Source organism: Gemmatirosa kalamazoonensis (assembly GCF_000522985.1).
Classification (GTDB): Bacteria; Gemmatimonadota; Gemmatimonadetes; order Gemmatimonadales; family Gemmatimonadaceae; genus Gemmatirosa; species Gemmatirosa kalamazoonensis.
Genome location: NZ_CP007128.1, coordinates 1,564,189 through 1,575,860, shown reverse-complemented (window position 1 = coordinate 1,575,860; position 11,672 = coordinate 1,564,189). Strand labels below are relative to the sequence as shown.

Sequence of the window (11,672 nt, the reverse complement as noted above, 5' to 3'; positions counted from 1 at the left end):
TCACCCGTCACTCGTCACGCGCTCTCGGCAGGGTCAGCGTGAACGTGCTCCCCTTGCCGACCTCGCTCTCCACCGTGAGGTCGCCGCCCATGCCGCGCGCGAGGTCGCGGCTGATGGCGAGGCCGAGGCCCGTGCCCTCGTGCCGGCGCGTGAGCCCGGCGTGCACCTGCACGAACGCGTCGAACACCGCCTCCTGCTTGTCCGCCGGGATGCCGATGCCGGTGTCCGAGACGCGGATCAGCACCACGTCGGGGCGCGCATCATCGTTCACCACCTCGACGCCCACGCGGCCGCCGGCCGGCGTGAACTTCACGGCGTTCGACAGCAGGTTGAGCAGGATCTGCCGCACGCGCTCGGCGTCCGCGCGCACCGACACGTCGCTTCCCGGGCCGCCCGGCAGGCGCACGTCGAACGTGAGCTGCTGCGCGACGACCTGGGGCTCGATCATCGGCACCACGTCGGCCACGAGGCCGGCGAGGCGGATCACGCGTAGATCGTACTCCACGCGCCCGCCCTCGATGCGCGCGAAGTTCAGGATGTCGTTGATGAGCGTGAGCAGGTGCCGCTGGCTGCGTCGGATGCGCGCGAGGTCCTCGCGCTGCTGCTCGGTCACCGACCCGCGCAGGCCGAGCTCCATGAGCTCCGCGTAGCCGCCGATCGCGTTCAGCGGCGTGCGCAGCTCGTGGCTCATCGACGCGAGGAACTCGCTCTTCGCGCGGTTCGCCTCCTCGGCCCGCTCGCGCGCGGCGTCCGCGTCCGCGCGCGCGTGCTCGAGATCCGTGATGAGCCGCTGGCGCTCGGCGGCCGTGTGCTCGACCTCGCGCTTCGCCGCTTCGAGCTCCATCACGCGGCGCGACAGCTCCTCCGCCGTCTCCTGGAGCTGCTCGTTCGCGACCTCCATCTCCGCCGCCTGCTCCTGCAGCTGCTCCTGCGAGACCTCGAGCTCCGCGGCCTGCTGCTGGAGCTGTTCGTGCGTGATCTCGAGCTCCGTCGCCTGCTCCTGCAGCTGCGCGGCCTGCATCTCGAGCTCCGCGGCCTGCTCCTGCAGGCGCTCGTTCTGCACCGACAGCTCCTCGGCCTGCTCGGCGAGCTGCTCGCGGTCGCGCAGCGCGTGCTCGTACAACCGCGCGCGCTCGAGCGCGAGCGCGGCACGGCGCGCGAGCTCGGACGCGACCTCGACGTCCCGCTCCGTGTAGCGGCGCTCGCTCTCCGCGGACACGAAGGTGATCGCACCGAGGACCGACGGCGCCGCATCCGTCGCCGGGCGCGGCGCGCCGTGGGGCAGCTCGAGCTGCGCGACCGCCTCCAGGATCGGCACGACGATGTACGAGCAGAGGCCCAGCGTCTTCAGTGCCGCGAGGTGTTCGGCGTCGCGCGCCGAGGCCTCGAGCAACGCGGCCGGGATCTCGCGCACGAGATCGGGACGGCCGGTGCGCAGCACGTGCGGCACACCGTGCGGCGCGTCGCTCGCGTCCGGGTACCGCTCGGCGAGCCGCAGCGCGAGCGCGACCTTCTCCGGGTCGCGGTGCTCGACGGCGACGCGGTGCGTGCCTAACGATCCGTCGGGGCGCCGCTCGGCGAGATCCACCGCGCACCAGTCGGCGAGCGTGGGCACGGCCGCGCGCGCCGCGGCGGCGAGCGCGGGCTCCACGGCGAGCGCGCCGCCGAGCAGCTCGCCGGCGCGCGCGAGGATCGCCATCGCCTCCTCGTTGCGCGTCGCATCGTCGACGTCGGTGCACGTGCCCAGCCATCGGACCACCGCGCCGGCCGCGTCGCGCAGCGGTGCCGCGCGGCCGAGGAACCACCGGTACGCGTCGCCCGCTTCCTTCAGGCGAAAGCGCGCGTCGAGCGTCTCGCCGGTGTGCAGTACGCGCCGCCACGCGGCCGCGGCGGCGTCGACGTCGTCGGGGTGCAGCCCGTCGAGCCAGCTTCCACGCGGCGACGCGCCGTTGCCGTCGTCGTCCGGACGCGCGCTGCCGGTGAACGCGTACCAGCGCTCGTTGAAGTAGTCCACGGTCCCGTCCGGCCGCGCCGACCACACGAGGTGCGGCATCGCTTCGGCCATGAGACGGAACGTGAGGTCGGGCGGCGCCGGATGCAGCGCGCCGGCCGCGACGCGCGTCGACGCGTCGACCGGCTCCAGCATTCCCTCGATGTCGGTCGGACCATCCATGTCACTGCTCCGTACGTCGCTGCGGACCGGCTCCTGGACGGTCCTCCTCTGAGGTACCCGGACGGTATCGGGACGTGCCGGCGAAGTGAAGCGTACGTGCGCGTCACGGTGCGATGCGTCACGGGGGGCTGCGTCGCGTTCGCATGGTACGGCGACCGGTCGAACGTGGTGCTATGATGGGCGTGGGGGGGGAGCCCCCCAGGACCTAGGTACGGACCTGGGTACGCGGTCGTACCGTTCACCCGCTCATGCTCCGCACTCCGATGCGTCCCTCGCCCGCGCTCGTCGTGCTGTCGCTCGCCGCGTCGTCGCTCGTCGCGTCGCCCGTTCTCTCGTCGCTCGGCGCACAGTCCACGCCCACGGAGCGCGCCGCCGCCGCGCAGGTGCTCACCGAGATCGACGCGCTGCAGGCGCGCATCGCGCCCGCGCCGCTCGCGCGCCGGATGGCCGAGCGCGCCGACGCCGACCGCGACCGCGTGCTCGCGCGCGTGGAGTCGTACTGGACCGGCGGCATGCAGGGGCTCAGCGACTGGATCGGCCGCCACCCCGAGGTCGGCTTCAAGGAGGTGCTCGCCGTCGACACGCTCACGAAGGTGCTGCGCGCGGCCGGCTTCCGCGTCGACACCGGCGTGGCGGGGCTGCACACCGCGTTCGTCGCGCGGTGGGACTCGCCGGCCGGCACCAACGGGCCGACGTTGGGCCTCATCGGCGAGTACGACGCGCTGCGCGGCACGCAGGGCGACTTTCACGGCGACCAGCACAACGCGCAGTCGCCGGTGGCGATCGCCGCGGCGCTCGCGCTGAAGGACTACATGACCGAGAAGCGCGTCCCCGGCCGCATCGCGATCTACGGCACGCCGGGCGAGGAGGTGGACCCGCCGGCGAAGACGATCATGTGGCGCGCCGGCGTGTTCAAGGGCGCCGACATCCTCGTGCGCAGCCACTCGACGACGCGCACGACGCGCGCGCGCGCGGGGTTCGGCGTGTGCTGCCTGAACATCAACTCGGTGAAGTACGTCTTCAAAGGACGCCCGTCGCACCAGATGAGCTCCTGGAACGGGCGCAACGCGCTCGAGGCGGCGGTGATGTTCTACACCGCGGTCGACCGGCTGCGTCCGAGCTTCCGCCCCGAAGCGTCGATCCAGGGGATCATCCCCGAGGGCGGCGCGGCGCCCAACGTCGTGCCCGACCGCGCGCGGGTGGAGTACTACATCCGCTACCCCGACGAGATCTACCTCGCGCACATCGACTCGATGATGGCGAACGCGGCGCGCGGCGCGGCGCTCGCGATGGGTGTGGAGGTCGAGATCGAGCACGTCGGCGAGTACCGCGACGGGATCTCGTTAGGCTCGCTCGAGGAGCTGCAGTTCGCGTACGCGCGCAAGCTCGGCGCGCCGAAGCTCGTCGACGAAGCGGAGCGGCCGTCGGGCTACGAAGAATCGGGGTGGGTGTCGCGCGAGATCCCGGGCGTGGGCGTGCGCGTGGCGAGCTCGGAGCACGCGAACCACACCTACGAGATGACCGCCGACAACTTCACCGCGATGGGACACACCGCGTTCCTCATGGACGCGAAGGTCGAGGCGGCGGTGCTGTTCGACTTCCTCACGAACGCGTCGTTCCGCGCGACGGTGCAGACCGAGCAGAAGACGATGGCGGCGCTGTTCGACCGGTACGTGGCGGGGCTGCGGGAGGCATACGCGCCGGAGCTGAAGCCCTAGGGCAGGAGGGCAGGAGGGCAGGAGGGCAGGAGGGCAGGAGAGTCGTTAGGCTCTCCTGCCCTCGCGCGTTTCGCGCGCGCCCTCCTGCCCTCCTGCCCTCGCCGTGCTACCGCATCCCCGACGCCGCGCACGCGTCCGCGCCCGGCGGGTCGGCCGCGCCGTACGTCGAGCGCACCAGCCGCGCCGCGCCGCCGTCGTTAGGCAGCACGAGCACGAACAGCGACGCGTACTGCGCGTCGCACAGATCCTTCATCGCCGGACCGCCGAGCGCGCGGATCACCGCCGGGATCGTGTTGCTGTGCTCCACGACGAGCACCGTGTGGCCGCGGTGCTTGCCGCGGATCGCCGCCGCGACGGCCGCCGCGTGCTCCGGCGCGCCGCCGGCGCCGATGGGGACGATCTCCGGCGTGAGCCCGGCGCGCGCGGCGAGCGGCGCCGCGGTGGCGCGCGTGCGCGCGTACGGCGTGCTGAGCACCGCGTCGACGTGCGCGTCGGCGAGCGCTGCGGCGAGCGCCTGCGCGCGTGCCTCGCCCGCCGGCGTGAGCGCGGGATCCGTCGCCGGCTCGGCGGCCTTCTCGGCGTGGCGCACGAGGACGACCACCGTGGGGGCGGCGGCCGTGGCGTCCTTCGTCACGGGCTGCGCGGCGATCCCCGCGTACGAGGGGATGACGACCGTGACGGCGAGGGCGAGGAGCGGTGCGAGGCGGCGCGACATCGGCGATGGGCTGGTGCGTCGGAATGCGACGGCACGCGTCGTTCTGATACCGCGGTGCGCGCCGCCGAGTGGAACCTTGGGCGAAGGGGGGGGAGCCCCCCTGGATACTAGGTACCGCGCGCGCTCAGAGCCCGAGTCCGACGTCGAGGATCCAGAGCACGCGCCGCGCGCCGCTCGTCGGCACGAACGCACCGAGCCGCGGCCCCACCGCGAGGAGCGGCAGCACCTGCACCTCGGCCCCGGCGTACGTGCGCGGCGGGCCCACCATGCGCCAGGTGCGCAGCGCGCTCGCTCGCGCCGTCACGAACGATCCGAACCCGCCGCGCAGCGCGTACGCGTAGCCCACCGACGCGCGGCCGCCGCGCAGCCCCGGCTCGACGAGCAGCACCGCGCCGCTCGCCGCGTCGTGGCGCGGATCCTCGCCGAGCCACACGCCCACCGACGCCGACGCGCGCACGGGACCGGCGACGTGCAGCCCGAACACCGGCTGCTGCGCGCGCACCGGAGCGGCGAGCGCGAGCCCGAGCGCGAGCGAGGAGAGATGTCGGACGGATCGCATGGCGACGAACCTCGCTGCCTCGCGCGCCGCACGCCAGCCCGTCACGCCAGGTCGCCAGTGAGCCAGCGTCGACGACGCGGCTCGGGAAACCGCTCGATCGCGTAGCGCAGCGTCGTGCGCGGCAGCCGCGCGTAGTGCCGACGCATGAATCCCTCGGCCGCCGCGGCGTCGCGGTGCCACGTCTCGCGCAGCATCCATCCGACCGCCTTGTGAATGAGATCGTGCCCGTCGTCGAGCAGCCGCTCGGCGATGTGCAGCGCGGGACGCATCTCGCCGAGCCGGATGTGGTGGAGCGTCGCGATCATCGCGATGCGCCGGTGCCACAGCGACGGCGCGCTCGCCAGTCGGTCGAGCAGCGAGACGTCGTCTGACGACACGTGTGGGCCGACGATGCGCGCCGCCGACGCGTCCACGAGATCCCAGTTGTCGACGCGCGTGTCGGGCGACAGGTAGACGTCGAGGATCCGGCGCCGCAGCTCGGCGTCCGCGCCGTCGTGCGCGTCGACGAGCAGCAGGATCGCGAGCAGCCGCTCCTCGTGCCACTCGGACCGCAGCAGCGCGACGACGTCGTGGAACGGGAGCGTGCGATGCGAGCGCGCGAGCCGGCGCACCTGCGGCACCGTGAGGCCGAGGAACCGGTCCCCTTCCCCATACTGGCCCGGACCGACGCGGAAGAAGCGCGCCGCGCCCTCCGCCCGCGCCGGATCGGCGAGCGCGCGCACCTCGGCGACGAGCGCCTGGAGCGTCACGGCCGGTGGCGCCACGACCACGCCGCCGGCCCGCAGCGTACCGGGAGACCGTGCTCGTGCCGAGGTCGAACGAGACGGGCGCGTCATCAGTGCAGCCCCACCTGCCCCTTGACCGACGCGAACAGCTTCGCCGAGTCGTAGCCGACGCCGTCCTTGAACACCGTCTCCACGTTCTCCACGTCGGCGATGCGCGCCGACGGATCGCCGCGCACGACGACGAGATCCGCGCGCTTGCCGACGGCGATCGAGCCGACGCGGTCCGCGCGGCCGAGGTAGCGCGCGCCGTGCAGCGTGCCGACCGTGATCGCCTCGAGCGGCGTCAGACCCGCCTCGACGAGCAGCTCGAGCTCGCGCGCGTTCGAGTAGCCCGCGACGACGCCGCCGTAGCCGGTGGGATCGGTGCCCGCGAGGAGCAGCCCGCCGGCGCGCAGGAACTCGCGCTCGAAGCGCATCTCCTTCGCGAGCAGCATCGTCCACGGCGACGCCGGCTGCGACGCGATCGCGAGGCGCCGGCGGAGGTACTGCTCGCGCGCCTCGGGGAGCATCGCGTCCAGCGCACCGTTAGGCGCGGGCGGCCGGTTCGGCGCGAACGTCTCGAACACGGTGAGCGTCGAGGTGAGCGCGACCTTCCGCGTCGCGAGGTCGCGCGCGAGGGCGACGATCGAGTCGTCCGGCGCCGCGGCGACCGACGCCTGCTGGTTCGCGGGGCACGCGTCGGGCGTCTTGCCGGCGGCGAAGTCGCTCGCCACGACGACCCCGTGCTCCAGGTTGTCGATGCCTAACGCCGCGGCCTCGCGGAACGTCACCGAGCAGAGGTGGCCGGTGATCTTGAGCCCGCGCCGGTGCGCCTCGTCGGCCGCGACCTTCAGCTCGGCCCGCGTGATGTGCATGTACGCCTTGAACGACGTCGCGCCGCGGTCGGCCCAGTGCGCGACCATCTGCCGCGCGTCGTCGGGACCGGTGAGCGCGTGCACCTGGTAGATCGGCAGCCCCGGCCCCTCGAGGTACGGCGCGGTGACGTCGAGCGCCGGGCCTAACGCCCGCCCCTCGTCGATCGCGCTCTTCAGCTCGAGGTCCGCGTAGCCCACCATGTTCCCCGCCGTGCGCGCGGTGGTGACGCCGCCGGCGAGGTAGAGGCGCGGGAAGCTGAACGCCTGCTCGTTGTACACGGTGCCGCCGCCCGACGGGTAGAACATGTGCTCGTGCACCATCACGAGCCCCGGCAGCACCGTGCGTCCCGCGAGATCGATCGTGCGCGCGCCGGCCGGCACCACGACCGACGCGGCGTCGCCCACCGCGCGGATGGCGCCGCCCTCGATGACGATCGTCTGGTCCGCGCGCGGCGGCGCGCCGGTGCCGTCGATCACGCGCGCGTGGGTGAGTGCGACGACCGGTGCGTCGACGCTCACGAACGGCCGCAGCTCGGCCGCGAGCGCGGGCTGGGCGGCGGCGTTCGTCACGGCGCTCAGCGTGACGGCGGGGACGAGCGCGGCGAGCCGCGCGGCACGGATGGCGTCAGGCATCTCGCGGGGTCGGTTCGCGGTACCTAGGTCCCGGGGGGGCTCCCCCCCCTTCGCCCAGTATTGCACCGCCGGAATCTCGCTCCGGTACCATGCGAGCGCGCGACGGATCCCGCGAACGCGTCAGCGCCCGTCACACGGCAGCGCGAGCAGCTGCCGCCCGAGCGCCCGCAGCGCCCGCGGCACCGGTCCGCCGCGCGGCAGCGTCGTCACCTCCGGCCGAGTGACACCGACGCGCCACTCTACCGACTCGGCCGCGTCGGTCGACGCATCCCAGATGAACCCGCGCTGCCCGCCGCCGCGCGCGCGCCGCACCAGCTCCACGCGCCGGATCGTGTCGCGCGCGGCACGCACGAACAGCACCGTGCGCGAGCCGTCGGCGAGCCGCGCGCGCAGCCGCCGTCGCACGGCGCTCGTGTCGCGCCGCAGCAGCGGCTCGCACGACGCGACATCGGTGTCGCGCAGCGCCTCGCGCGTCAGCACCGCGCGCACCGCGAACGCCTCGGCCAACGCCGGCGGCAGGCTCGCGAGCGCCGCGCTGTCGCCACGCACACTGTCGGCGACCGAGCGGGTTGCGCGCGCGGCGTGCCCCGACGGTCGGTCGCAGGCGGTGAGTAGCGCCGCGAGCGCGACGACGGCGTCGGACGCGGAGACGCGGAGAACGCGGAGAACTGCCTTGGCTGTGTGCGTTGACCGCAGAGGACGCAGAGGACGCAGAGGAAACCAACAAGAATTGGTTGTCCTCTGCGTCCTCTGCGTCCTCTGCGGTTCGATACAAGAAACAGCTCTCCGCGTTCTCCGCGCCTCCGCGTGAGCCACGTACAGCCCGTCCCATATCGTCACCCGCCCGGCTCCGCGTTCGCCCGGTGCACGAGCTCGCGGATGCGCGCCTCGTCCGTCTCCTCCCACGCGCCTTCGTCGTCGGGCAGCGGCTTGCGCAGGCGGATGGCGCCGTTCGCGGACGTCATCTCGGTGCGCGTCAGTCGACTGCCGCGCACGTGCACCTCGCGCACGCCGGTGCGGCGCACCAGCTCGGCCACGTGCGCCTCGCGTATGCCGCCGCCGGCCAGCACGGTGAGACGGTCCGCGGCACGCCGCACGAGCGCGGCGATCGCGTCGGCGCCCTCGATCGCCGACGGCGCGCCGCCGGACGTCAGCACGCGCGACACGCCGCAGGCGACGAGCGCGTCGAGCGCGGCGTCGCGGTCGGCCACGAGATCGAACGCGCGGTGGAACGTCACCGGCAGTCCCTCGGCGGCGTCGACGAGCGCGCGCGTCGCCGCGTCGTCCACCGTGCCGTCGGGCCGCAGCGCGCCGATCACCACGCCGTCGGCGCCGAGCCGCCGGGCGGCGATCACGTCGCGGCGCATGACGTCCAGCTCCTCGGCGGAGTAGACGAAGCCGCCACCGCGCGGTCGGACGATGACGAACACGGGAACGCGCACGCGCTCCTTCACCGCCGCGATCATCCCCGCGCTCGGCGTCGTGCCGGCGTCGTGCAGCGCGTCGCACAGCTCCACGCGCGCGGCGCCGCCACGCTCGGCCGCCACGGCGGAGGCGACGGAATCGATGCAGGCTTCGACGACGACGGGCATGGCGGAACGATAGCCGCCGTCGTCAGCGCGCGGCCCGCCTCGCGCGACAGACCGGCTGCTCGCCCGCCATGAGCACACCGGCGACGGCACCGGCGACGGGCAGCGTCACCGACGCCATCGCCCTGGCCTTGTGATGCGCGCGCGTGTCGCCGTGCAGGCCGTCGCCGAGCTCCCCGGGTAAGTTCACGAGGAAGGCGACCAGGCTCCCGCTCGAGAAGCCGAGCATGCCGTTCACGACCCGCGCCGCGCGACACGACACGGCGCCGAGCGACGATCGCCCGGAAACGGTGCGCATCGCTCTCGGGCAGAACGGCAGCCTGTGCGCGAGTGGAACGTCCGCGTACGAGACGACCCCGACGACCGCTCCGACGACGCCGACGCCGAGGAACGTGTCGCGTGACGGCAGGTGGCCCGGTGTCATCGACAGCGCCGCCAGGTCACCCATCACGTAGCCCATGTAGCCCCCGATCCCGAGCACCGCGGCCCGCGAGAGCTGGCAGCCGGCGTTGAGCCGGAATGCCTCCTGGGACACGACGGCGGCCGACGAATCGCCGGCGACGAGGGCCCCCGTCGGGTGCGCGATGGGACCGCGTTGCGCGCTGTCGGGCTGCTGCGCCCTGAGTGTCGTCGATGCGCACGCGGAAACGAGCAGCAGCGCGACGGCCCGCGCGAGGCCGTCGTGGATTCGGGGAGGACGCACGTCGCACCCGTGAAGCGGACGCCGGTGCTCGTACGGTCGCCGCGTCGTCGCGGCTCAGTACGCTGCCGGGCGCCGAACATATCGGCGCGCTACCTCGACCGACAGGGCGTTCGGCGGTGCGCGTCGAACGCGCCGGCCGTCGCGCCGGCGAGCGGGAGCCCGATCACGATCATCTTCCGGTCGCGCCGTCGGTGCGCCTTCGTGCGGCCGCCGAGGAACTCGAACACCGTCACCGTCGGCGCGACGACGGCGGCGGCGACCGAGCCGCTCGACATGCCGAGCATCCCCGCGGTGATCTGCGACGCCCGACAGCCGATGGTGCCGTTCGGGGAGCGGCCGGAGATCGTGCGCATCTCCGCCGGGCAGAGCGGGATCGGCCGAGGCAGCGGCTCGAACATCGCCCACGCCACCGCCGTGGCGGCGCCGACCGCCTCCGCGCCGAAGACGATCGCCGGCGGGCCGTGCCAGCTCCGCACCGTCACGTGCGTGAGGCTGCCGGCACGGTACCCCTGGTACGCGGCCATGCCGAGCACCGCCCCGCGCACCATCCGGCACCCCTGCTCCGAGCGGAGCGGCGCCACGGAGTCGAGGCGGACGCCGGCGGCGCGGACGGCGGAGTCGATCCGCGTGAAGATGACCGCGGCACGCTGGACCGGGCCGCGCGACAGGGTGTCTCCGCGTTGCGCGCGGAGTGGCGGCGTCGTGGTGAGGACCCAACCGGCGAGCGCCAGCACCGTCAGCGTCCGGTGCGAGACCCGCGACCGTTCGAACGCGACGTGCATACGTCCTCCTGCATTGAGGACGTGGCTCCCGAGTGCAGATCACGCGCCGACCGCGACCGCTATGTGACGAACCGCGTCGCCCGAGCGAGCGCGCGCCTGACGCGTGGCGCGGGACCGGACCCACTGTCGCCCGGTGGTGACACCGCTGTCGCCGCGGAGGGACGCCGCCCTCGGGCGAATGAACGTCCGTGGCAGGTAAAGCGTAGTAGATGTGGAGCTTGCGCACGCGGCGGGTGACCCCCGCCGGTGGCACCCTCTTGGCGTTGCGCACTCGAGCGTCTCGCCAGATCGTGGAGGAGGCCACGCCGTTCTCGTCGCGCAGGTCGCCGGCCCGCTTGGCCGATCACATGTGCCGGGGAAGTCCCATGTCGCGTCACCGTTTCGGCAGTCGCACGTCGCTCTCGGCGCTCTCGCTCGTCGCGTGTCTCGCCGCACCGGCCGCGGCGGCGCTCGCTCAGGGCGGGGGGCCTGGCAAGGGGTTCCTGCTCGGCACACCGGTCGGGTCGCTGTCCATCCGGGCGGGGTACGACCACGCCACGGCGGGCAGCGACATCTTCACCGACCCCTCCACGATCGGGAAGCTCACCCTGTCGAAGGGCGATTTCAGCGCGCCGTCGCTGGCGGCGGACATCGGCGTCCGGATCTCCGACCGGCTCGACTTCGTGCTCGGCAGCTCGTACGCGGGCAACCGGACGCGGTCGCACTACCGCGACTTCACCGAGACGGTCGGCAGCAACCAGAACGCGGAGATCGAGCAGACGACGACGTTCCAGCGCGTGCCGATCACGGGGAGCCTCAAGCTGTACCTGACGCCGCGCGGCCGGTCGATCGGGAAGTTCGCCTGGGTGCCGAGCCGTCTCTCGCCGTACCTCGGCGGCGGCGGCGGGTTCATCTGGTACCGCTTCCAGCAGCAGGGCGACTTCGTCGACTTCAACACGCCGAACACGCGGATCTTCACGGCGACGTTCGAGTCGTCGAACTGGACGGGTGAGGCGCACGCATTCGGGGGCTTGGATTACACGCTGAATCCGCGACTCGCGCTCACGGCGGAGACGCGGTATACGTGGGGGCGCGCGGGGCTCAGCTCGGATTATGCGGGCTTCCAGCGCATCGATCTGTCGGGGCTCGCAGCGACGGCCGGCCTGACCGTCCGATTCTGAC

General features: G+C 73.4%; 11 protein-coding genes. 2 read left to right on the top strand and 9 right to left on the bottom strand.

Translation table 11 applies throughout. The features are described from left to right. Positions 1-7 precede the first annotated feature (7 nt). Entirely contained in the window at positions 8-2,173 is a 2,166-nt protein-coding gene (locus tag J421_RS06920) for an ATP-binding protein (protein ID WP_025410446.1), read from the bottom strand. A gap of 248 nt (positions 2,174-2,421) precedes the next feature. Here J421_RS06920 and J421_RS06915 point away from each other — a divergent pair, with 248 nt between their 5' ends. Further along, positions 2,422-3,891: a peptidase dimerization domain-containing protein gene (locus J421_RS06915; RefSeq protein WP_025410445.1), complete on the top strand. Its 1,470-nt coding sequence runs from the start codon at positions 2,422-2,424 to the stop codon at positions 3,889-3,891. A gap of 106 nt (positions 3,892-3,997) precedes the next feature. Here J421_RS06915 and J421_RS06910 read toward each other — a convergent pair whose 3' ends face one another. The 8 genes from J421_RS06910 to J421_RS06875 form a co-directional block, all read right to left on the bottom strand. Further along, complete coding sequence (locus J421_RS06910; protein WP_025410444.1) at positions 3,998-4,606, bottom strand: histidine phosphatase family protein; 609 nt, start codon at positions 4,604-4,606, stop codon at positions 3,998-4,000. A 124-nt stretch (positions 4,607-4,730) separates the two neighbouring features. Continuing rightward, positions 4,731-5,165 carry a hypothetical protein gene (locus J421_RS06905; RefSeq protein ID WP_148306190.1) on the bottom strand — a complete coding sequence of 145 codons (435 nt, stop codon included), beginning with the start codon at positions 5,163-5,165 and terminating at the stop codon, positions 4,731-4,733. A gap of 41 nt (positions 5,166-5,206) precedes the next feature. Then, positions 5,207-5,929, bottom strand: a complete 723-nt coding sequence (locus J421_RS06900) for a DNA alkylation repair protein (RefSeq protein WP_201773114.1) — start codon at positions 5,927-5,929, stop codon at positions 5,207-5,209. Positions 5,930-6,000: 71 nt separating this feature from the next. Then, positions 6,001-7,437 carry an amidohydrolase family protein gene (locus J421_RS06895; RefSeq protein WP_025410441.1) on the bottom strand — a complete coding sequence of 479 codons (1,437 nt, stop codon included), beginning with the start codon at positions 7,435-7,437 and terminating at the stop codon, positions 6,001-6,003. 120 nt (positions 7,438-7,557) lie between these two features. After that, on the bottom strand, positions 7,558-7,986 hold the full coding sequence (locus tag J421_RS06890) for a hypothetical protein (protein WP_025410440.1): 429 nt from the start codon (positions 7,984-7,986) through the stop codon (positions 7,558-7,560). Between the two features lie 287 nt (positions 7,987-8,273). After that, positions 8,274-9,029 carry a copper homeostasis protein CutC gene (locus tag J421_RS06885; protein WP_025410439.1) on the bottom strand — a complete coding sequence of 252 codons (756 nt, stop codon included), beginning with the start codon at positions 9,027-9,029 and terminating at the stop codon, positions 8,274-8,276. A gap of 22 nt (positions 9,030-9,051) precedes the next feature. After that, complete coding sequence (locus J421_RS06880) at positions 9,052-9,729, bottom strand: hypothetical protein (protein ID WP_025410438.1); 678 nt, start codon at positions 9,727-9,729, stop codon at positions 9,052-9,054. An 89-nt stretch (positions 9,730-9,818) separates the two neighbouring features. Further along, positions 9,819-10,511, bottom strand: a complete 693-nt coding sequence (locus tag J421_RS06875) for a hypothetical protein (protein ID WP_025410437.1) — start codon at positions 10,509-10,511, stop codon at positions 9,819-9,821. Between the two features lie 365 nt (positions 10,512-10,876). Between J421_RS06875 and J421_RS06870 the strand changes: the two genes are divergently transcribed. Further along, positions 10,877-11,671 carry an outer membrane protein gene (locus J421_RS06870; protein WP_025410436.1) on the top strand — a complete coding sequence of 265 codons (795 nt, stop codon included), beginning with the start codon at positions 10,877-10,879 and terminating at the stop codon, positions 11,669-11,671. Position 11,672 lies beyond the last annotated feature (1 nt).